Origin of the sequence: Marinovum sp. (assembly GCF_048263515.1) — a bacterium.
GTDB lineage: Bacteria > Pseudomonadota > Alphaproteobacteria > Rhodobacterales > Rhodobacteraceae > Marinovum.
On sequence record NZ_JBLXEC010000005.1, the window covers coordinates 49,443 to 70,725 of the forward strand.

The 21,283-nt window shown below is 65.1% G+C and carries 21 protein-coding genes; 10 read left to right on the forward strand and 11 right to left on the reverse strand.

The genetic code is table 11. The features are described from left to right. Nucleotides 1–3 precede the first annotated feature (3 nt). The 5 genes from ACN0SE_RS06695 to ACN0SE_RS06715 all read right to left on the reverse strand — a co-directional run bounded on the left by ACN0SE_RS06695 (nt 4) and on the right by ACN0SE_RS06715 (nt 4,768). Complete coding sequence (locus ACN0SE_RS06695; RefSeq protein ID WP_417523731.1) at nt 4–1,143, reverse strand: glycosyltransferase family 4 protein; 1,140 nt, start codon at nt 1,141–1,143, stop codon at nt 4–6. A gap of 66 nt (nt 1,144–1,209) precedes the next feature. Then, nucleotides 1,210–1,920 (reverse strand): VIT1/CCC1 transporter family protein, encoded by a 711-nt coding sequence (locus tag ACN0SE_RS06700; protein ID WP_417523732.1) that lies wholly within the window; start codon nt 1,918–1,920, stop codon nt 1,210–1,212. Between the two features lie 3 nt (nt 1,921–1,923). After that, nucleotides 1,924–2,913 carry a YcjF family protein gene (locus ACN0SE_RS06705; protein WP_417523733.1) on the reverse strand — a complete coding sequence of 330 codons (990 nt, stop codon included), beginning with the start codon at nt 2,911–2,913 and terminating at the stop codon, nt 1,924–1,926. Next, a complete protein-coding gene (locus ACN0SE_RS06710; protein ID WP_417523734.1) occupies nt 2,910–3,356 on the reverse strand; it encodes a GNAT family N-acetyltransferase in 447 nt (148 codons plus the stop codon). The genes ACN0SE_RS06705 and ACN0SE_RS06710 overlap by 4 nt, the downstream gene beginning before the upstream one ends. After that, nucleotides 3,353–4,768 (reverse strand): YcjX family protein, encoded by a 1,416-nt coding sequence (locus tag ACN0SE_RS06715; protein ID WP_417523735.1) that lies wholly within the window; start codon nt 4,766–4,768, stop codon nt 3,353–3,355. Before ACN0SE_RS06715 ends, ACN0SE_RS06710 begins: the two co-directional genes overlap by 4 nt. 108 nt (nt 4,769–4,876) lie before the next feature. On the opposite strand from ACN0SE_RS06715, the gene truA reads away from it, so the two are divergent. The 3 genes from truA to argF all read left to right on the forward strand — a co-directional run bounded on the left by truA (nt 4,877) and on the right by argF (nt 8,020). Continuing rightward, nucleotides 4,877–5,647, forward strand: coding sequence for a tRNA pseudouridine(38-40) synthase TruA (gene truA / locus ACN0SE_RS06720; RefSeq protein ID WP_417523736.1), 771 nt, complete (start codon nt 4,877–4,879; stop codon nt 5,645–5,647). A 195-nt stretch (nt 5,648–5,842) separates the two neighbouring features. Beyond that, the gene (locus ACN0SE_RS06725) at nt 5,843–7,018 is read left to right on the forward strand and encodes an aspartate aminotransferase family protein (protein ID WP_417523737.1); all 1,176 of its coding nucleotides are present in this window, start codon (nt 5,843–5,845) and stop codon (nt 7,016–7,018) included. 75 nt (nt 7,019–7,093) lie between these two features. Beyond that, nucleotides 7,094–8,020 (forward strand): ornithine carbamoyltransferase, encoded by a 927-nt coding sequence (gene argF / locus ACN0SE_RS06730; protein WP_417523738.1) that lies wholly within the window; start codon nt 7,094–7,096, stop codon nt 8,018–8,020. A gap of 84 nt (nt 8,021–8,104) precedes the next feature. On the opposite strand, the gene ACN0SE_RS06735 is transcribed toward argF, so the two are convergent. After that, a complete protein-coding gene (locus ACN0SE_RS06735; protein ID WP_417523739.1) occupies nt 8,105–8,563 on the reverse strand; it encodes an NUDIX hydrolase in 459 nt (152 codons plus the stop codon). Between the two features lie 696 nt (nt 8,564–9,259). Beyond that, on the reverse strand, nt 9,260–10,171 hold the full coding sequence (locus ACN0SE_RS06740) for a pirin family protein (RefSeq protein ID WP_417523740.1): 912 nt from the start codon (nt 10,169–10,171) through the stop codon (nt 9,260–9,262). Nucleotides 10,172–10,356: 185 nt separating this feature from the next. Here ACN0SE_RS06740 and ACN0SE_RS06745 point away from each other — a divergent pair, with 185 nt between their 5' ends. Then, nucleotides 10,357–10,836 carry a hypothetical protein gene (locus ACN0SE_RS06745; RefSeq protein ID WP_417523741.1) on the forward strand — a complete coding sequence of 160 codons (480 nt, stop codon included), beginning with the start codon at nt 10,357–10,359 and terminating at the stop codon, nt 10,834–10,836. Nucleotides 10,837–10,931: 95 nt separating this feature from the next. On the opposite strand, the gene ACN0SE_RS06750 is transcribed toward ACN0SE_RS06745, so the two are convergent. Genes ACN0SE_RS06750 through ACN0SE_RS06760 form a run of 3 tightly spaced genes read right to left on the reverse strand, consistent with a single transcriptional unit; the run spans nt 10,932 to nt 13,639 of the window. Continuing rightward, complete coding sequence (locus ACN0SE_RS06750; RefSeq protein WP_417523742.1) at nt 10,932–11,501, reverse strand: hypothetical protein; 570 nt, start codon at nt 11,499–11,501, stop codon at nt 10,932–10,934. 6 nt (nt 11,502–11,507) lie between these two features. Continuing rightward, nucleotides 11,508–12,047, reverse strand: coding sequence for a TadE/TadG family type IV pilus assembly protein (locus tag ACN0SE_RS06755; RefSeq protein WP_417523743.1), 540 nt, complete (start codon nt 12,045–12,047; stop codon nt 11,508–11,510). Continuing rightward, on the reverse strand, nt 12,044–13,639 hold the full coding sequence (locus ACN0SE_RS06760; protein WP_417523744.1) for a pilus assembly protein TadG-related protein: 1,596 nt from the start codon (nt 13,637–13,639) through the stop codon (nt 12,044–12,046). The genes ACN0SE_RS06755 and ACN0SE_RS06760 overlap by 4 nt, the downstream gene beginning before the upstream one ends. A gap of 474 nt (nt 13,640–14,113) precedes the next feature. Here ACN0SE_RS06760 and ACN0SE_RS06765 point away from each other — a divergent pair, with 474 nt between their 5' ends. The 4 genes from ACN0SE_RS06765 (at nt 14,114) to ACN0SE_RS06780 (ending at nt 18,866) form a co-directional block, all read left to right on the forward strand. Further along, nucleotides 14,114–15,544: a Glu/Leu/Phe/Val family dehydrogenase gene (locus tag ACN0SE_RS06765; protein ID WP_417523745.1), complete on the forward strand. Its 1,431-nt coding sequence runs from the start codon at nt 14,114–14,116 to the stop codon at nt 15,542–15,544. A 306-nt stretch (nt 15,545–15,850) separates the two neighbouring features. Next, on the forward strand, nt 15,851–17,761 hold the full coding sequence (locus tag ACN0SE_RS06770) for a pilus assembly protein TadG-related protein (RefSeq protein ID WP_417523746.1): 1,911 nt from the start codon (nt 15,851–15,853) through the stop codon (nt 17,759–17,761). After that, the gene (locus ACN0SE_RS06775) at nt 17,758–18,297 is read left to right on the forward strand and encodes a TadE/TadG family type IV pilus assembly protein (protein WP_417523747.1); all 540 of its coding nucleotides are present in this window, start codon (nt 17,758–17,760) and stop codon (nt 18,295–18,297) included. Before ACN0SE_RS06770 ends, ACN0SE_RS06775 begins: the two co-directional genes overlap by 4 nt. A gap of 5 nt (nt 18,298–18,302) precedes the next feature. Continuing rightward, nucleotides 18,303–18,866, forward strand: coding sequence for a TadE/TadG family type IV pilus assembly protein (locus ACN0SE_RS06780; protein WP_417523748.1), 564 nt, complete (start codon nt 18,303–18,305; stop codon nt 18,864–18,866). Nucleotides 18,867–18,933: 67 nt separating this feature from the next. Here the strand turns inward: ACN0SE_RS06780 and yghX are convergent, their stop codons facing one another. After that, on the reverse strand, nt 18,934–19,839 hold the full coding sequence (gene yghX, locus ACN0SE_RS06785; RefSeq protein WP_417523749.1) for a YghX family hydrolase: 906 nt from the start codon (nt 19,837–19,839) through the stop codon (nt 18,934–18,936). Nucleotides 19,840–20,110: 271 nt separating this feature from the next. Here yghX and ACN0SE_RS06790 point away from each other — a divergent pair, with 271 nt between their 5' ends. Continuing rightward, nucleotides 20,111–20,527, forward strand: coding sequence for a secondary thiamine-phosphate synthase enzyme YjbQ (locus ACN0SE_RS06790; protein WP_417523750.1), 417 nt, complete (start codon nt 20,111–20,113; stop codon nt 20,525–20,527). Nucleotides 20,528–20,801: 274 nt separating this feature from the next. Continuing rightward, nucleotides 20,802–21,269, forward strand: coding sequence for a transcriptional regulator NrdR (gene nrdR / locus ACN0SE_RS06795; protein WP_283639267.1), 468 nt, complete (start codon nt 20,802–20,804; stop codon nt 21,267–21,269). Nucleotides 21,270–21,283 lie beyond the last annotated feature (14 nt).

Below are 21,283 nucleotides of genomic sequence, written 5' to 3' on the forward strand. Positions count from 1 at the left end.
CTACTACCGCCCAATAGTCTCCCGAATAACCCGCTCCAGCTTCTCCAGCAGCTTCTGATTGTCGAACCGCTCTTCCGCCACTTCCCGCGCCTCGCGCGCCATCGCGGCCCGGTTCTCGGCCGTCATCGCCGCCCGGATCGCCCCGGCAAACCCGGCCTCGTCATGCTCGTCGACCAGCCAGCCGGTGCGGCCTTCGTCCACCGCCTCGGGGATCCCCGCATGCCGGGTCGAGACCGTCAGGCAACCACAGGCCATCGCCTCCTGGATCGCGGTTGGCAGTCCCTCGGTATTGCCATTCGCCGCGGTGATCGAATGCTGCAGGAAAAACTCGGTCGTCGCCAGTTTCTCGCGCACGAAGTCATGCGGCTGCGCCCCGTGGAAGGTCACCTTGTCCTCCGCCCCGGCCTCCGCGACGAGCGCCTGCGCAGGCGCGAGAAGCGGCCCGTCGCCGATCACGTCGAGATGCGCGCCCTCGAGCTCCTCGCTCGCCGCCAGAAACGCCCGCAGGGTCACCAGCGGCGCCTTCTTCTCGACCATCCGACCCACCGCGAGGCAGGACAGCGCCCGCTTCTCGGACGGCTGAAACAGCCGCACATTCACCCCCGACGGGATCACATGCGCATTCGGATGGGTCACGCCGCGCGCGGCGAGGTTGTCGAGCAGGAACTGCGAGACCGAGAACACCCCGGCCAACCGCGGCATCATCTTCGCATAGGCGGCGGGGATATTGCCCTGGTTCAGCGCCTTGGACGCATCGGTGCCGCGGAAGTAGCTGAAACAGGGAATGCCCATCTCGTTGGCAAGCGGCGCCACGGCCAAGGCCTGTGTGCCGAACTCGGCCAGGATCACCTCGATCCGCTGCTCTTCGAGAAAGGCCTTCAGCTCGCGCTTGGCGCGCCCGAAGGGCAGCCGCCCGGTGCCATGCTTCAGCCGGTTCACCCCCATGGCAAAGGGCATAAGCAGTTGGTCCCCGAGCCCGGTCTCGCGCCCGCGACGGTAGAAGTAAGCCACGTCATAGGGGTTTTCGCCGTGATAGCGCCCGCAGACCACCGCCGCAGCGCCGCCGAAGATATGCTGGATATGGCGGTTGATGAAGGTCTCGCCGGGCAGGTGATATTCACCGGTCACGATGCAGGTGCGCATGGGGCGGGGCCTTTCCTTGGTTCGGCGCCTGCCTAGCAGCGGGCCGTTTTTGCCGCAAGCGCGGCGTCACGCGGCAAAGAAGGTGCCGACGACATAGGCAATGCTCGCCGCCGTGCCGCCGATCAGCAGCGTCTCGCCGCCAGAGGCCCACCACTTCGCCAGCGACCAATGGCTCTTGGCCGCGCCGATGCCGAAGAAGATGCCGAAGGTCAGCACCGCCGAGAGCGCAAAGGCCTGCGGCAGGGCGAAGATGAAGGGCAACAGCGGGATCATCCCGGCCACGAGAAAGGCGGCAAAGGTCACGAGGGCGGCGCGCAGCGGGTGCGGCTCGATCGCGCCGACGCCGTATTCGCCCTCCATCATCATCGCGATCCAGCGCTCGCGGTTGCGGCTGATCTCCTCGGTCGCGGCCTCGAGCGTGGCACCGCTCAGCCCCTTGGCGCGCAAGATTTCCTTCAACTCGAGCCGCTCGCCCTCGGGAAAGCGGCGCAGGTGATCCTCTTCGACCTGTCGCAGCCGGCGGGCATTGTCGAGTTCGGCCTTGGTGCCCGAGTAGTTTCCCGCCGCCATGGAAAACCCGTCGGCCAGCACATTGGCCAGCCCCAGCGCCACGATGACAAAGGGCGAAAGCCCGGCACCGGCGACGCCGGCGACGATGGCAAAGGTGGTGACCGAGCCGTCGATGCCGCCGTAGATTGCATCGCGCAGATGGCCGGCGGCGGGCGGGGCGCTCAGCCGCGCGGCGATGTCGGTCTGGCTGTGGCCGTGGTCGGTCATGCCTCAGCGCTCGGACTTGAAGAGCCCGGTCAGGGCGCTCTGCACGATGCCGCGCACCGAGGGGGGCTTGCGCAGGAAGGGCACAGGTCGACAGACATCCATCGCCGCCACGCCGACCCGCGCGGTCAGGGCGCCATTGACCATGCCCTCGCCAAACCGCCGCGACAGCTTGCCCAAGAGCGAGCCGCCGAGGATCGGCTCGAGCATGTCGTCGCCCACCGCCACCGCGCCGGTGGCCACGATATGCGCCATCACCGCTTTGGTCAGCCGCCAGCTGCCCAGCGTGCCCGAGCGGCCGCCGTAGATTTCGGCGATGCGGCGGATCATTCGCAGGTTGGCGGTCAGCGCGGTCACCACGTCGGCCAGCGCCAGGGGCACCACTGCCGTTACCGTCGCCACCTGCCGCGCCGCCGCCTCGACCTCTCGCCGCGCGGCGGCGTCGAGCGGCGACAGCAGGTCGAGCTCGACCTCGGCCAGCATGGCGTCGGCGTCAAAGGCATCCTCCATCCCGTCGCGCAGCTTGTCGCGGCCCCAGCGGGTGTCCTCGCGCCCGGCGTAGAAGCTCAGAAGCTCGGCGGCCACGGCGCGCGCGGCCTTGAGATCGCCATCGGCCAGCGCCGCATCGGCCCTGAGCCGCAGCTTGTCGATCCGCCGCAGCCGGCCGAAGGCTGCGATTTCCTTGAGCGAGATCAGCACCATGACCAGCAGCAGCGCGCCGATCAGCGCGGTCACCGCATAGCCCAGCAACGGCTGCCGTTCGATCAGCCCCCAGGCGAAATCCCAGGCCGCGACCGAGATCGCCGCGCCGATCACCGCGCCCAGCAGGCCCCAGAACCAGCGTGCCAGCCGCGACGGCCGCCGGGCCGCCAGCACCGCCGCGGTCTGCATCGCCTGGCCCTTGGGGGTGGGCGCGCCCAGTTCCGGCACCGGCGGTGCCTCTGCGGGGGAAGGGGTCTCCTCGTCAAGCTCGATCAGGACCGGGCCTTTGCTCATTTCTCGGCCTCCCAAGCATAACGCACATCCGGCAGACGCTCCTGGTTGGTGGCGCCGTCAGTACGGTTGATCTCGGTAAAACCTTCGCGTTCATAGAACTTCTGCGCCCCGGTATTCAGCTGAAAGGTCCAGAGTTCCAACCGCTTGCAGGCCGACTTGGCATCGTTCAGCAGCGCCACGCCAACGCCGTGGCCCCGTTCCGGCGCGGCGACAAAGAGCGACTCGATCTCTTCGCCATTGCGGGCGATGAAGCCCATGATGCGCCCGTCCTCGCCCTCGGCCACCCGCACCCAGCCTTTGTCGATCATGTTGCCGCAATGGGCCACGTCCTGCGCGCCGGTGTGCAGGTTGGGCTTCCACGGCGGGGTGTCCATCGCCTCGGTCAGGATCGCGGCGAGCTTGCCGGCGTCGGTGGAACGGGCGTTTCTGATGTAATGGGTCACAGCTTGTCTCCGATCAGGAATTGCGCGGCCCGGTCAAGCCGGATGTGCGGCGGGCCATCGCCCGGCTTGAGAGTCAGTGGCGCCGGCGCAAAGCGCATCGCCTGGAAATCACCGTCGAGCCAGCGCTCGGCGCCTTCGCGGGCAGGGCCGAGCAGGGCGCCCGGGTCCTCGGGCAATTCGCCCGGATAGAACGCCGCCTGCTTGCCGGTGTCGAGCAGCGCGCCGCGCACGCAATCGAGGCTGCGACCCTTGTGGTCGAGCGTCTGTTCGGTGGTGGCGCGCAGGGCGGCAATCGACATGGCGGCGGTCTGCGCGCCGGCAAAACGCGCCCGGTCGCGCGCCTCGCGGGTCAGCGCCTCCATGATCGCGGTCAGCCGCGGATGCTGGGTGTGGTGCAGATGGTCGGCCTTGGTGGCGGCAAAGAGGATCTTCTCGACCCGCTTGCCCATCAGCAGCCGGGTGAGGAAATCGTTGCGCCCGGGGCGAAAGGCCGAAAGGATATCGGCCATCGCATGGCGCATGTCCTCGACCGCCTGCGGCCCCTTGTGGATTGCGCCCAGGGCATCGACCAGCACCACCTGCCGGTCGATCCTGGCAAAATGGTCGCGAAAGAACGGCTTCACCACCTCGCGCTTGTAGGCCTCGTAGCGCCGCTCCATCTCGCGCCAGAGCGCCTTGCGCGGGGTCTCGTCCGGCTGGCGCAGCGGCGCAAAGGTCAGCACCGGCGCACCGGCCAGATCGCCCGGCAGCAGGAACCGCCCCGGTGTGCAGTCGTAGTATCCCGCATCGCGCGCGGCGTTGAGATAGCTGGTGAACCGCGCCGCCAGCTCCTTGGCGATGGGCTCGTCGGCGGGAAGCGCACCATCGGTGTTCTCGGAAAGCGCAAGGAAATCAGCTGCTTCGGCGCGACCCTTGATCCGCTGGATGACCTCGTCGGACCATTCGGCGTAGGACTTGTCCAAGAGCGCCAGGTCGAGCAGCCATTCGCCGGGGTAGTCGACGATGTCGAGGTGAATGACCTTGGGCCCCTGCAGCCCCGACAAGAGCCCGCCGGGCTGCACCTTGAGTGACAGCCGCAATTCGCTGACCGCCCGCGTGCTGTCGGGCCAATGCGGGCTGCGCGAGGTCAGCGCGCCCAAGTGCGCCTCGTAGTCGAAGCGCGGCACGGTATTGTCGGGCTGCGGCTGCAGATAGGCGGTGAGCAGGCGGCCTTCGGCGGCGGCCACCAGTCCTGGCATCCGGCCGCGGTCCATCAGGTTGGCCACCAGCGAGGTGATGAACACCGTCTTGCCGGATCGCGCCAGCCCGGTCACCCCAAGCCGGATCACCGGTTCGAAAAACGCACCGCTGACCGTATCGGTCACCGCTTCGACGCTGCGCAACACACCATCGGCCAAGGAATTGATGACCAAACCTGCCCCCTCGTTCTGACTGTTCAAGAGGATAGGCCTCGCAGCCCCGCTTATCCAGTGGCGCGAAGGGGATTGTTTCAGCGCCCCCCTCGGGGTAGACGCGCGTCCATGCCGAGATACGCGCTGAAAGTGGAATATGACGGGGCCGGGTTTGTCGGCTGGCAACGCCAGGCCGACCAGCCCTCAGTGCAGGGTGCGATCGAGGCCGCACTGGCCCGGCTGGAGCCGCGCGAGCACACCATCGCCGCTGCCGGTCGCACCGATGCCGGCGTGCATGCCCGCGGCCAGGTGGCGCATTGCGACATGGCCAGAGACTGGGACCCTTTCCGCCTGTCCGAGGCGCTGAACCATCATCTCAAACCTGCCCGTGTCGCGATCCGCGACTGCGCGCTGGTGGCTGACGACTGGCACGCCCGTTTCTCTGCACTGGAACGGCGTTACCTCTTCCGCCTGCTGTCGCGCCGCGCGCCCTGCACGATGGAGGCGGGGCAGGTCTGGCGGGTCAACAGCCCGCTCGATCTGGACGCCATGCGGGCAGGGGCCGCGCATCTGGTGGGCCACCACGATTTCACCACCTTCCGCTCGTCGATCTGTCAGGCGGCCTCGCCGGTCAAGACGCTCGACCGCCTCGACATTACCCGGGTCGAGACCGACGCCGGCCCGGAATACCAGTTCCGCCTCGCCGCGCGCTCCTTCCTGCACAACCAGGTCCGCAGTTTTGTCGGCACGCTGGAACGGGTGGGCTCCGGTGCCTGGCCGCCGGAGCAGGTCAAGGCCGCGCTCGAGGCCCGCAACCGCGCCGCCTGCGGCCCGGTCTGCCCGCCGCAGGGGCTCTACCTGATGTCGGTGGGCTACCCGCAGGACCCCTTTGCGCAATGACCGCTTGCGCCGGCCCGGCTTCCGCCCTAGACCACGCGCATGACACAGACACCCCGGATCCGACGAGACTTCTGATCTCCTTCTGCCCGTGCCCCCGGCACGCGGCCCCGGCCTGCCTGTTCCATAACCCCATCAAAACCTTGACTTGACCGCGTGCCCTTGGCACCAATCGGCCTTCTTGCAAAGGATGACGCCATGATCCCTCCTGTCCTGCCAACCTACAACCGGGCAAAACTGCACTTCACCAAGGGCGAAGGCAGCTGGCTGACCGAAGAGGACGGGCGCCGATTTCTCGATCTGGGCAGCGGCATTGCCGTCAACGTCATGGGCCATGCCCATCCGGCCCTGGTGGCGGCGCTGACCGAACAGGCCCAGGCGCTCTGGCATGTCTCCAACCTCTACGAGATCCCGCAGCAGGAGGCGCTGGCCGAGAAGCTGGTCGGGGCCACGTTTGCCGACACGGTGTTCTTCACCAACTCCGGCACCGAATGCGCCGAACTGGCGATCAAGATGGCCCGGCGCTACCACCACGGCACCGGCCATCCGGAAAAGACCGGCTTCCTCGCCTTCGAGGGCTGTTTCCACGGCCGCTCCACCGCCGCTATCGCGGCCTCGGGAAACGAAAAGATGACCGCCGGCTTCGGCCCGCTGATGCCGGGCTTCACCCAGCTTCCGTGGGAGGATCTCGACGCCGTCAAGGCGGCGATTACCGAGACCACCGGCGCCATCCTGATCGAGCCCATTCAGGGCGAAGGCGGCATCCGCCCGGCCTCCGACGCCTTCCTGCAAGGCCTCCGCGCGCTCTGCGACGACCACGGCCTGCTGCTGATCTTCGACGAGGTGCAATGCGGCATGGGCCGCACCGGCCGGCTTTTCGCCCATGAATGGTCCGGCGTCACCCCCGACATCATGATGGTGGCCAAGGGCATCGGCGGCGGCTTCCCCCTGGGCGCGGTGCTGGCGACCGAGGCCGCGGCCGCGCCAATGACCGCCGGCAGCCACGGCTCGACCTACGGTGGCAACCCTCTGGCCTGCGCGGTGGGCTGCGCGGTGATGGATCACGTCAGCACACCTGCCTTCCTCGAGGGCGTCAACCGCAAGGCCGGCCTGCTGCGCCAGAAACTCGAAGGCCTGGTGGCCAACCACCCGACGGTCTTCGAGGGCGTCCGCGGCCAGGGCCTGATGCTCGGCCTGAAATGTCGCGTGGCCCCCGGCGATCTGGTCACCGCAGGCTACGCGGCCGAGGTCATCACCGTGCCCGCCGCCGACAACGTGGTGCGCCTGCTGCCCGCCCTGACCCTGACCGAGGACGACATCGCCGAAGCCGCCATCCGCCTCGACAAGGCCGCAGCCTCGCTTGACGCCACCTGAGCTTCTTCTCTTTCCAAATCCGCCGGGGGTGTGGGGGCTGGCCCCCACTCCTGCCGCCAGACAAGGCGAACTTTCATGAATCATTTCCTCGACATCCACAAGACCGACGCCACCGCGCTCCGCGGGATCATCGACAGCGCCCAGGCGATGAAGACCGCCCGCCAAGGCCGCCCGCGCGGCGCGCCGGACGATGAACAGCCGCTCTCGGGCCGGATGGTGGCGCTGATCTTCGAGAAACCCTCGACCCGCACCCGCGTCAGCTTCGATGTCGGTGTGCGCCAGATGGGCGGCCAGACCATGGTGCTCTCGGGGCAGGACATGCAGCTCGGCCATGGTGAAACCATTGCCGACACCGCCCGGGTGCTGTCGCGCTATGTCGATCTGATCATGATCCGGACCTTCGATGAATCGGTGCTGATCGAGATGGCGGAATATGCCGATGTACCGGTGATCAACGGGCTCACCGACCGCAGCCACCCCTGCCAGATCATAGCCGACATCCTCACCTACGAGGAACACCGCGGTCCGATCAAGGGCAAGCGGGTGGTCTGGGCCGGCGACGGCAACAACGTCTGCGCCTCCTTCCTGCATGCCGCCGGCCAGTTCGGCTTCGACATGGTCTTCACCGGCCCGGCGCAGCTTGACCCCGAGGATGAATTCGTCGGTCTCGCCCGCCAGCAGGGCGTGACCGTCTCGATCGAACGCGACCCGGTCGCTGCGGTCACCGGCGCCGATCTGGTGGTCACCGACACATGGGTGTCGATGCATGACAGCCAGTCCTCCCGGGAGCGCCGCCACAACATGCTGAGGCCCTACCAGGTGAATGCGGCGCTGATGGCCCATGCCAAGCCCGATGCGCTCTTCATGCATTGCCTGCCGGCGCACCGCGAGGAAGAGGCCACCTCGGAAATCATGGACGGACCGCATTCGGTGGTCTTTGACGAGGCCGAGAACCGGCTGCACGCGCAGAAGGCCGTGATGCGCTGGTGCCTCGACGTCTGAGCGAAACCAGGAACGCCGGGCCCTGGCCCGGCGTTTTTCATGTCTGCCGCGAGGAGGGCGCGCAAGCGCCCGAGGAGCGCCGGGTCAGAGCTCTTCGAGGATTGCCCGCAGCCCCGGTTCGGCCACCATCTTCGCCGCCTTGCGCGGGCTCACCCAGACGCGGTTGCGCTGGGCCGCCTCGGGAAAGGTCTCGGCCAGCCCCGCCACCTTGATCCGGAACACCCAGGTTTCCACCGGCACCGCGATGCCGTTGCCCAGCCGCTTGTCATAGACATAGCTGCCGACGGGCTTGCGGCGCACCTGCTTCGGGCGCACGCCGGCCTCTTCCCAGGCCTCCACCGCCGCCGAGGCGGGATCGTCACAACCCTCGACCGGCCAGCCCTTGGGCAGCACCCAGCGACCGGTGTCGCGGCTGGTGATCAGCAGCACCTCGCGGCTCTTGCCCTTGCCACGGGTGCAGAGGGCGGCAACCTGTCGGTCGTCCTTGATCTGTGGATACTGCAGCCGCCTGTCGGGGCTCTCCGAGGGGGAAATGCGTTTCATGAGGGACCTGCTCTTGTTGTCTTTATTGGAGTCTTTGGCTCGATTGGTATCGCACAAGTATATACATCCTGACGCGAAAATCCAGTTTTCACGAATGTGAGTTAATTTTGGGTAAAGATTTGCCGGTCAAATCGGCGTGATCCGGCGTCTGGAACGGCGCAAAAGGCGGCGTTTGCCTAGAATTCGCGCGTTGGCCTGATTGCCGCAATTGATCCGTAGAGCGGCCTGGACCAAGGGCGTCAACCCGCCGGGCCAGCGGCTGCCCGCGCCATCGGGCTGCCGCTTTGGTTGACGTAAGCGCGTCGGTCAGAGGTCTTCCGAATTTGGCTGGTATAAAGCGCGGCCGAACCAGGGTGGTTGCGGCAGCCCGCGGGCAGCCTCTGGCCCGACGGGCGTTTGAGGGCACTGTCAGGATCGACAGGCACGTGGCCAGCCGTCACTTCCCAGTTCCCGAACGATGTTGCGGAGAGCGGCCCGGAACAAGGGCGCAAGCCCGCCGGGCCAGCGGCTGCCCGCCCCATCGGGCTGCCGCTTTGGCAGTTGTGTGCGCTTCGCTCGTAGGCTTTCCAGACTTGGCTGGAATAAAGCGCTGCCGAACCAAGGTGGTTGCGCCATCCCGCGGGCAGCCGCTGGCCCGGCACGCGTTGCGGCATCAAGAAATCGGGCGCCCGGATCCCCGGGCGCCCGCTCAAAGCCTCAATGCGCCGGCTTGATGAAGGTATCGTTGCGCAACTCGGCGAAGGCCTGCATCAGTTCTTCGCGGGTGTTCATCACGATCGGCCCGTGCCAGGCCACCGGCTCGTTGATCGGCGCGCCGGAGATCAGCAGGAAGCGGATGCCCTCGGGCCCGGCCTGCACCGTCACCTCGTCACCGGTGCCGAAGCGGATCAGCGTGCGGTTGCCCGACATGTCGCGGATGTTGACCTCCTGGCCCGCCACCTCCTTCTCGAGCAGCACGCCCTGTGGCCCCGAGGCATCGGCAAAGGCACCGGCCCCCTCGAAGACATAGGCAAAGGCCCGGCGGTAGGTGTCGATCCGGAAGGTCTTCTTCACCCCCGCCGGCACGGACACATCGAGATACTGCGGATCGGCGGCAATGCCGTCGACCGGGCCGCGCTTGCCCCAGAACTCGCCGGTGATCACCTTGACCCGCGTGCCGTCGTCATCCACCACTTCCGGAATGTCCGGCGCATGGATGTCCTGATAGCGCGGCGCGGTCATCTTCAGCGACGCGGGCAGGTTGGCCCAGAGCTGAAAGCCGTGCATCTGGCCCTTGGCATTGCCCTTGGGCATTTCCTGGCGAAGGATGCCGGACCCTGCCGTCATCCATTGCACCGAGCCTGCGCCAAGCGTGCCGGAATTGCCCAGGCTGTCGGCGTGATCGACCGAGCCACCCAGCACATAGGTGATGGTCTCGATCCCGCGGTGCGGGTGCCAGGGAAAGCCGGCGCTGTAATCGCCGGGCGTGTCGCCGCGGAAATCGTCGAACAGCAGGAAGGGGTCGAGCTCGCTCGGGTCCTGAAAGCCGAAGGCACGGTGCAGTTTGACCCCGGCGCCCTCCATGGTGGGCTGGGCGCGGCGGGTCTCCAAAGTCGGACGTAAAGACATGGTATGGTCCTTTCTTGCCTCTTGACCGAGAGATAAGTCGTGCATCTGCGCAAAGCAATCGCCGGCCCCGAACCGAACCTGTGCATTAGGGCACAGGCCGCGCCGCAGTGGCGCCACGCGCATCGCCTCTCGCGCCCCGCCGCAAAGCGCGCTAAGAGGCGGCAAAGCGAAGGGGAGAGAGCGCCATGACAGAGCTGAAGGTGGAACTGGCGGCATCGCCGGTGCGGCGGATGTTCGGCATCAGCACCATGGCTAGTCTCGGCCTGCTGGTGCTCTACCTTGCGCTGTCGCAAAGCTTCGACACGCTGCTCTGGAAGCTGCTGCTCCTGGTGCTGGCCGCCGCGGCGCTTTACGCCGCCTACCGGATGCAGCAGGCGACGCTCCTGCGGCTCGAACTGCGCGAGGATGGGCTGTGGGATTCCGATGGCCACCTGGTGGCGGCCTATGACGACATCAAGTCGGTCGAGCGCGGCATGCTGGCGATGAAGCCCTCGAACGGCTTCATGATCACCACCAAGACCCGCCATCCGCGTCGCTGGCGGCCCGGTCTCTACTGGGTGATGGGCCGGCGGATCGGTGTCGGCGGGGTGACGGCGGCGGCGGATGCCAAGTTCATGGCGGACATGATGAACATGCAGCTGGTCGAACGCCGCGGCGGGCTGTGACCGCCCGAGAGACCCACACATACAGAAGAACAGGCCGGACATTTCTGCCCGGCCTGCGGTGGCCGTATCTCGTCTGAAGGTGTGCCTGTTGGGGGTTAGCTTCCTGACCAGACGAGTTGCGGCGCAAACCGGGGACGGGTGAAGACGCGCGCGGTCAGCAGCCCGTCGGCATAGTTCAGTTCCAGCGGCCATTCGTATTCGACGAAGGTGTCGATCACGATCAGCTGTTCACCGCTGACCATGTTGGGCAGCTGGTCGGTCTGGCCGGCCGCCTCGGATGCGGTCATCGGCAGGGCATGGCCGCCGCGCACTTCGCTCCATTCGACATTGTAGCTCTGGGTCGGCCCGTCATAGGAGACGACGCTGACGCGGATGGTGTTCTCGATATCCGCCGTGTCGGTGAGGAACCCGAAGAGCGCCTTGGCACTGTCGACGTATTCCGGCGTGATGTAGTTGGTCTCTCGCGAGAGCATGTCGCCCAGCGTGTAGGTGGCCTTTTCGCCCAGGCTGTCGCGGCGGAAGGCGTCGTAGAACACCATCGACACCGCCATGGTGATCAGCAGGATCGGCAGCAGCAGGATGGCCTCGATATTGACGCTGCCATCGGCATCCCTGCGGAATTTACCCAGTTGCGAGGCGAGTTTTCTGAAATTTTTAACAATCATGACGAATTACCTCGGTTCCTGGACAAAGGACGTTGCAGCGATCAGCGCGTAATCCCCGGCGGCGTCCTTGTGGAGGGACGGCGCAAGGAAGGTCACCGGGAAGATCGGCGTGACCTTGGCGCAGGCGCGCAGCACCATCAGCTCGTTCGACTCGCCGTTGCTGAATTCGCGCACAGGGGCGACTTCGAGCGCATTGTCGACGCAGTCGACGGTGGCGGGCAGGTCGGACCAGTTGCGCGGATCGCGCTGGACCATTTCCAGCCGCAGGTTGGTGGCGCAATTGGGCAGGATCACCGCCCGGGCGCAGATCAGCGTCTTGATCGCTTCGTGCTGCGGGGCGGCGCCGGTTTCCAGCCGGATGGTCCGGACAGTCTGATCGACGGCACGTTCCAGCATGGTGGAGCGGGCAGTATAGGCCCCCACTTCGAGCATGGTCAGCAGGATCAGCACGATCATCGGCATCCAGAGGGCAAAGGCCACGGTTTCGACCGAGCCCGACTCTTCGCGGGCAAACCGGCGCAGGAGATGTTTCAGGCGATGGGTCATTGTGTCAGCCTCAGTTGGGTGATGGTCCGGGCGATGGAGTTGAAGGCATCCGAGATCTCGACACCGGCAACGTCGAAGTAGTGGGCAGGCGAGGAGGCGCAGTTCTCCATGGCGTCGAGGCCACGCTGCGGCGCTTCGAAGCCGATGGCGAAGACCACGACGCCGGCGGATTTGGCCTGGTCGCAGATCGCCGCCAGCCGGGTGTCGGCGTGATCGGCTCCGACGATGCCCTCATAGGCGTTGTACTGGTTGGCATAGGTCGCATAGGGCAGCTGACCGTCCTGATAGGGCGTCCGGAACAGCTTGGTGGCGCGACCGCGGGTGCCCCAGCGGGCAAAGGTCTCGGCATTGGTCATCTGGCGGGCGTTGGTGCCGCCATCGGGCGTGCTGCGGTACTTGTAGCTGAACGACGAGTTCTCGTAGCGGTCCCAGTAATAGACGTCGGTGAGCGTGCCGGGCAGATCGACGATCCGGGTCGAGAAGCGGTCGTTTGAAGGATCGGTGTCGCCGCGGTCGTCGATGAAGACCTCTGACAGGCCGGTCTGGTACTGCGGCTTGAGATCATACTCGGTGGTGTTGGCACCGTCGGTCATCAGCACGATGATCTTGAGCGCGTCGGGATCGGTATAGGCCGAGGGGCGGCCGGCGACGATCGGGTCGGCATGGCCGTCGGCGATCATGTCGGAAACCAGCGACTGCGAGCTGGGATCGAGCAGGGCGGTGCCCCATTTCATCCCGAGGTCGATGGCGGTGTTGCCGCCGGCACCGAGATTGTCGATCCGGTCCTTGAGCGCCTCGGCATCGGCGCTCTGCACCACGATCGCGCCATAGTCGTCATCCGGGCACCAGGGGCTCGAGATCTCGGTGGAGCTCTCGCTGGTGCTCCAGGGGTCAAAGTGGCTCAGCCGGTCGAGCTCGGCGGTGCGCGAGATGGCCAGCGTGTCAAACGCGGTGTCGGGGAAGATCGCGCAGCTCGAGTAGTTGTGCTCGGCCGAAAGGTTGAAATACTGCGACACCACCGAGCCGAGGTTGACCGTCGCATTGTAGCTGACCAGGTTCACGGTGGTCAGGCTGGGTGCGCCGGCGGGCTGGATCACGGTGTCGACGAATTCGCGGGCGGCGGCCCGCAGGTTCTGGATCTTGTTGTTCGAACCCATCGAACCGGAGCGGTCGAGCACCAGCGAAATCTCGACGTTGGACATCCGCTCCATCGCCTCGCCGGCGGCGGGGGCGACCATCTGGTTGATGCCCAGCACACCCAGGAACAGCGGATCGGAGGTCTGCTGCGCGGTGGCCGAGACGATGCGATAGTTCAGCCCGTCATCAACGGTGGTGGAACTCAGCGTTTCCCCCATGCCGGACTTGGTGAAGTAGTCCTGCACCACCGAGGCCGGGTCGAGGTTCTGTTCGAGGTCGGCGGCCGCGAGGACGGCGCGATCGAGCGTGGCCTGCAGTTTGGCCCGCTTCATCTCGTTCATCATCAGGTCGACGCCGAAGCCGCAGATCGCGATGATGCCGACAAAGATGATCATGGCCAAAACGGTGATGGTGCCGGCCTCGTCATGCCGGAAGCGCTGCAGCTGGCAGTTCACTCTTTCCCCGACGGAAGGCAGGGGGCCTCTGCTGTCCTTGTACATCCTTACAATCCTCACTCACTGAAGCCTCGAAATCGCCACGTCACGCCGGAAGGGCGGGGAGAGTCGCGGCGCTCGAGACAGACTTCGCGCTGCTGGATATATGCCCCATAATCCCGGCAAAATTAAGGCAAGTACCTGAAAAATAATGGGTTTTTGTATCCACTGGGGCGTCAGTGGCGCGACTCTGGCGGGATTGTCGGGCCGGTCGAAACAATTTGAGCGATATTTGCCGAAATTCACCCCGGCTGATGGCCGGAGCATGGCGCGGCGCGCCACAATTGCCGCCGGCACTCCGGAGCGGCGGGAAATTGTGGCAGGAGATTTCCGGAAAAAAGCCTCGCGTGCGTTAACTATGCCGTCATAGGCTCCATGCCAAAAGATCAATCAAATGGACGAGTCGCCGGCTCGTCGCCAAAGGAGGATGTATCCATGCAGCCAGCCAATGAACCGACATTCCGCGAGAGCGTCGACCTCATGTTCAATCGCGCGGTCTCGCTCATGGATCTGCCGCCGGGGCTGGAGGAAAAGATCAGGGTCTGCAACGCCACCTATACGGTGCGCTTCGGCGTGCGCCTGCGCGGGCGGATCCAGACCTTTGTCGGTTATCGCTCGGTCCACTCCGAGCATATGGAGCCGGTCAAGGGCGGCATCCGCTATTCCAACGCGGTCAACCAGGACGAGGTCGAGGCGCTGGCGGCGCTGATGACCTACAAGTGCGCGCTGGTCGAAGCGCCCTTCGGCGGCTCCAAGGGCGGGCTCTGCATCGATCCGCGGCAATATGACGAGCACGAGCTTGAACAGGTGACCCGCCGCTTTGCCTATGAGCTGGCCAAGCGCGACCTGATCAACCCGTCGCAGAACGTCCCGGCGCCGGACATGGGCACCTCGGAACGCGAGATGGCCTGGATCGCCGATCAATACGCCCGGATGAACACCACCGATATCAACGCGCGCGCGTGCGTGACGGGCAAACCGCTCAATGCCGGCGGCATCTCGGGCCGGATCGAGGCGACGGGGCGGGGGGTGCAATATGCCCTGCGCGAGTTTTTCCGCGACAAGCTGGGGGTGGACAAAGCCGGGCTCTCGGGCACGCTCGACGGCAAGCAGGTCATCGTCCAGGGCCTGGGCAACGTCGGCTATCACGCCGCCAAGTTCCTGTCCGAGGAGGACGGATGCAAGGTCACCGGCATCATCGAACGCGACGGCGCGCTCTACAGCAGTGACGGGCTCAACGTGCAATCGGTGCACGAATGGATCGTCAAGCACGGCGGCGTCACCGGATATCCCGACGCCGCCTATCACTCCGAAGGCGCCCAGGTGATGGAGGAAGAATGCGACATCCTCATCCCGGCCGCGCTGGAAGGGGTGATCAACATGTCCAATGCGGAACGGATCAAGGCGCCGCTGATCATCGAGGCGGCGAACGGTCCGGTGACCGCCGGGGCAGACGACATCCTGCGCAAGAAGGGCACGGTGATCATTCCCGACATGTACGCCAATGCCGGCGGTGTGACCGTCTCCTACTTCGAGTGGGTCAAGAACCTTTCGCATATCCGCTTTGGCCGGATGCAGCGTCGACAGGAAGAGGCGCGCCATGAATTGATCGTGAAAGAGCTGGAGCGGCTCTCGGATCACCTGGGCGACAAATGGTCGATGACGCCCTCATTCAAGGAGAAGTACCTCAAGGGCGCCGACGAGCTGGAACTGGTGCGCTCGGGTCTCGATGACACCATGCGCATCGCCTATCAGTCGATGCGCGATGTCTGGCACGAACGCGACGACGTCGACGATCTGCGGACGGCCGCCTATCTGGTGGCGATCAACAAGGTGGCGGCCAGCTACCGCGCCAAGGGTCTCTGAACCCACATAAGCCATCGCCGCGGGGCCGACCCGCGGCGAATTGCGGCGAAGAGTGCCCCGGTCTCACGCCAGAATAACGGCAGGATAACGCACCGCGCCCCGACCCCGGTTCCCCTGGATCCACTTAAAGCCTTGAAAATAAACTATTACAAGATGACTATCCTGCCCCACTTGTAGCGGGGTTTTCTAAATTCGTGAGATAAAACCTCTTTTTCGCCTCTTTTGCGCCCTCAGCCCGCACCAGTTCTCCTCCAATAGTAAACGCCGCACAGAGATCCGCTTTGTGGTCAGAGAGGGAACAACGATATGACAGGATATGCGAAGGGCCCACGCGCCTTTGTACGCCAGTTCTGGCAGGACGACTCCGGTAACGCCACCATCGTGTGCGTCTACCTCAGTCTCGCTATCCTGCTGACCACCGGCGCCGCCATCGATGTGATGCGGTATGAATCAATTCGAACCAAGATGCAGCACGTGCTCGACCGGGCCGTTCTGGCGGCGGCCGATCTCGATCAATTGGGCGACCCGAGCGCCGTGGCGAACGAATACGTCAGCAAGGCGGGTGTCTCAGGCGCGCTGACCAATGTCGCCGTCAGCCAGGGGCTGAACTACCGCGAGGTGGCCGCCACCGGCCACACCGACGTCAACACGTTCTTCATGCGTCTTGCCGGCATCGACAAGCTGAGCGCTCCGGCGGCCAGCATCGCCGAGGAAAAGATCGCCAACGTGGAAATCTCGATGGTGCTCGATATCTCGGGCTCGATGCGCGACAACAACCGGCTCGAGAACCTCAAGCCTGCCGCCAAGAACTTTGTCGACAAGGTGATGACCTCCGAGACCAACGGCGTCACCACGCTCAATCTCGTGCCCTATGCCGGCCAGGTGAACCCCGGCAAGGACATGTTCTCCTACTTCAACGGCAAGCGCCCGAAGGTCTGGGAGAACAACGGCTGGGGCAACGGCGACCAGGATGCGCCCGGCAACTCGCTGTGCAACAACAACGCCGAGAACGCCGAGGAAGGCGCCGCCGATCCGAATTGTGCCGAGGGCCTGCCCGAGGACACTGCCGGTGGCCGCTTCACCCCCTGGCCTCAGGCGATCTCGAACATCGTCTACTACTTCGATCTCGACAACGACGATCTCTATGACGTCGCCCACAAGATCGAAAGCTTCCCCGAGACCGCCCCGCGCGATGCTGATGACTTCTTCAAGGGCCATGTCGCCTATCTGATGAACGCCCATGCCGAACTCTCTGACCCGAACATGTTCCTCGGTGCCTCGATCAAGGGCGGCAACCAGAAGAACAAGTACTTCCAGGTCAAGGGCGATCAGAACGGTTCCGAGAGCGACCTTGGCCCGACCAAGAACCAGGGCAAGATCCCCGGCGACACCTACAACTACGGCAGCATCGATCATGCCAGCTGGGAAGCGTCCTATGTCACGCCCAAGGGCAACACCAGCACCAACTCGACCACCAACACCAAGTCGCCCAACCAGAAGGTCAACATGACGTCCTCCTGCGTGGAAATCTACGACGCCGAGTTCGACAACACCTCGCTGCCGACCTCCAACGACTACGTGCCGCACTTCATGTTCTGGCCGATCGAGGAAACGGTGATGGACTGGGGCTGGTGCCCCGAGGACGACACCGCGGTGCGCTACTATTCGAACAACGCGGCCGAGCTGAAGACCTTCATCGACAATCTGCGGATGCACGACGGCACCGGCGCGCAATACGGCATGAAATACGGCCTCGCGCTGCTCGACCCCGCCACCCGTGACGCTGTCAGCTTCATGATCGAGGAAGGTCACGTGGACGCCAAGTTCCAGGGCCGCCCGATCGCCTGGGAAGACAACGAGACCGAAAAGTTCATCGTCCTGATGACCGACGGCATGGTGACCGACCAGTACCGGCCCTCCGACCCCAAGGCCTCGGAGAACGGCGAAGTCGAACTCCAGGTTCAGGGTCCCCTCAGCTACGTCAACTTCTCCGACCGGGCAAAAAACGTGGCCAATCTGCACAAGCAGTGTGACCTGGCCAAGTCCAAGGGTGTGGTGGTCTTCACCATCGCCTACGAGACCAACGACGAGGCGGCGGCGGACATCAAGCATTGTGCCTCCTCCGACAGCCACTTCTTCCGCACCCAGGGCACCGAGATCTCGGATGTCTTCGATGTGGTGGCCCGCCAGATCAACAACCTGAGGCTGATCCAATGAACTCCATCCTGAAAAGAGCTACGGCCCGCTTCTGCAAGGACGAAAGTGGCGCGGCCTCGACCATCGAATTCGCCATCATCCTGCCGGTCTTTGCCCTCTTTCTCGGCGCCAGCGTCGAACTGGGCTACCTGAACCTGCGGCATGCGATGCTGGAACGCGGACTTGACACCACCGTGCGGGAAATCCGTCTCTCGACCGGCTTTGTCCCGTCCTACGACGCCATCCGCGACAAGATCTGCGACACCGCCGCGATCATCCCGGATTGTGCCAGCACCCTGCGGCTCGAGATGAAGGTGGTGGAACCGCGGGCCTTCGTCGGCATCCCGGCCACCGCCGAATGCCAGAATTCGGCCGAAGACGCCCGACCGCTGCGGAACTTCGAAAGCGGCGAGGACAACGAGATGATGCTCCTGCGCGCCTGCTTCAAGTTCAAGCCGATCTTCCCGACCAGCGGGCTTGGCAATCTGCTGGTCAAGGATGCGGATGGCTATACCGCGATGGTCGCCACCTCCGCCTTTGTGCAAGAACCGAGGTAAGTGACATGTTCAGACTGATTTCACAGAAACTCCGCCGCTTTTCCCGGGACACCCGGGGCAGCACCAGCATCGAGCTGATCCTGTTCACGCCCCTGCTGTTCATGATGCTCGCCGCCGCCTTCGTCTTCTACGACGCCTACCGACAGAAGGCGATCAACACCAACGCCGCCTATACCATTTCGGATGCGCTCTCCCGCGAGACCGATGCCATCGACAACACCTATCTCGACGGGCTGCACAAGCTGCTGGAATTCCTGGTGCAGGACAACGCCCAGGTCGGCATGCGGGTGACGGTGGTGCGCTATGACGGCTATGAGGCCAAGTACTACGCCGACTGGTCCGAGACCCGCGGTCCGCTCTATCCGCTGACCGACCGGGACCTGAACACTTCGCTCATGGGCAACCTGCCGACGCTGTTGCACAACGAGCGGGTGATCGTGGTCGAGACCTCGTCGACCTATACGCCGGTGGTCGAGATCGCAGGCCTGGCCGAGCAGGAGCTCTACAACTTCGCCTTCACCCGGCCGCGCTTTGCGCCCAAGCTGGAACTGCAGATGGCCGGTCTCTAGACCGCGACCGCAGAGGCCGAGACGACAAAAGGGCGCCCCGCGGGGCGCCCTTTCTCCTGCGGCCCGCTCAGCGCAGGTAGCGGTCGAAATGCGCGATGGTGCGTTCCCAGGCCAGCTCTGCCGCCGCCTCGTCATAACGTGGCGTGCTGTCGTTGTGGAACCCGTGGTTCACGCCGGGATAGATATGCGCCTCGTAGGTCTTGCCATGCTCCTTGAGCGCCGCCTCATAGGCCGGCCAGCCCTCGTTGATCCTGGTGTCGAGTTCGGCATATTGCAGCAGCAGCGGCGCCTCGATCCGCGGCACATCCTCGGCATTGGCCTGACGGCCGTAAAACGGCACCGAGGCCGCCAGCTCGGGATAGGCCACCGCCAGGGCATTGCAGACCCCGCCGCCATAGCAGAAGCCGACACAGCCGACCTTGCCGGTGGTCTCGTCGTGTTCGGCAAGGAACTCGTAGGCGGCAAAGAAGTCGTTCATCAGCTTCTCGGTGTCGACCGTCTGCTGCAGCTCGCGGCCCTCGGCGTCATTGCCGGGATAGCCTCCGACCGAGGTCAGCCCGTCCGGCGCCAGAGCGATGAATCCGGCCTTGGCCACCCGCCGGGCGACATCCTCGATATAGGGGTTGAGCCCGCGGTTCTCGTGCACCACCACGACCGCCGGCACCGGGCCTTCGGTGCCGGTGGGGCGCACCAGGTAGCCGCGCACCTCGCCATGGCCGTTTGGCGAAGGGTAGGTGATGTATTCGGGCAGGATGTCGGGATCGGTAAAGGCCACCTGTTCGGCCAGCGCGTAATTCGGGCTGAGCATGTTGAGCAACGCCGCGGCGGTAATGCCGCCGATTGCCCATTTGCCGGCGCGGTCAAGGAACTCGCGCTTGGTGATCTTGCCGTGGGCGTAATAGTCGTAGAGGTCGAGCAATTCCTGATCGAAATCCTTGGCGGTCATGCGGGGCAGGGGGGAAATCTCGTTCATCGGAAGTCCTTTTCTCGAAAGACGGGCCGGGCGCGGCCGCGCTCAGGATATCCTGCCCCCCGAAGCTGACCAGCCTGAATGTTGCCCCGCCGTGGTCCCGGACTTCACAGTTGCGTGCTCCGGGCGAGGCAAGGCACCTCCTGTGCCGCTCCTGCTGCCGACCACGCCCCCGTCGCCCGGTGAACAGGCGTGAAGATGGACGCCCGGGCCGGCGCCGACTATGAAAAGGGCCTCGCTTCCATCAAGCCCCCTGTCGAAAGCCGCGCCCCCCATGCAGACCACCTTCAGCATCGCCACCCACGGCCCCGGGCTCACCGAGATCACCCGCGAGGTCGCCCAGTGGCTCACCGCTGCGCCCTCAGGCCCGGCGCTCCTCACCCTGATGATCCGCCACACCTCCGCCAGCCTGCTGATCCAGGAAAACGCCGACCCCGAGGTACAGACCGACCTGCGCGAATTCTTCCACCGGCTGGTGCCGCCCTCGGACCACCCTGCGATGGCCTATCTGACCCACACCTACGAGGGCCCCGACGACATGCCCGCCCATATCAAGGCCGCGCTGCTGCCCGTTACCCTCTCGATCCCGGTGCTCGACGGCACCATGCGCCTCGGCACCTGGCAGGGTCTCTACCTCTTCGAACACCGCACCGCCCGCAAAACCCGCGAAATCATCGCCCACCTCGCCTGACAGGGCGCGCAGCCCCCCTGCTTCTTCTGTTCCCAAATACCCTCGGGGGAGTCGCCCAAAGGCGACGGGGGCAGCGCCCCCAATTCCCCGCCCCGAACTCGCACCCTCCGCCGCAACCCGGGGAAACCGCAGAAAAATTCCCCTTGACCGATCCGCCACATAATATTGTTGCACGATTTTCGGTCTACCCAAATGCGGGCGGCTCTCCTATACTTTGTGGATAAGTGGGCACCGAGACCCATGAGAGGCGGAAACGAGGAAAGGGGAACGGCCGATGCGCTGTCCGTTTTGCGGAAATATCGACACTCAGGTCAAGGATTCACGGCCAGCCGAGGACCATGTCTCGATCAGGCGGCGGCGCTTCTGTCCGGCCTGTGGCGGGCGGTTCACCACCTACGAACGGGTGCAGCTGCGCGACCTGGTGGTGATCAAGACCAACGGGCGACGCGAGGATTTCGACCGTGACAAGCTCGAGCGGTCGATCCGCATCGCGCTGCAGAAACGCCCGGTCGAGCCCGAGCGCATGGACCAGATGATTTCCGGCATCGTGCGGCGGCTCGAGAGCATGGGCGAGACCGACATTCCCTCGAAACAGATCGGCGAGATCGTGATGGAGAGCCTGGCGCGGATCGACACCGTGGCCTATGTGCGCTTTGCCAGCGTCTACAAGAACTTCCAGGCCGCCGATGATTTCGACAAGTTCGTCAGCGAGCTGCGCCCCGACGCCCCGAAAGAGAGCTGAGCCGGAAGGCCCGC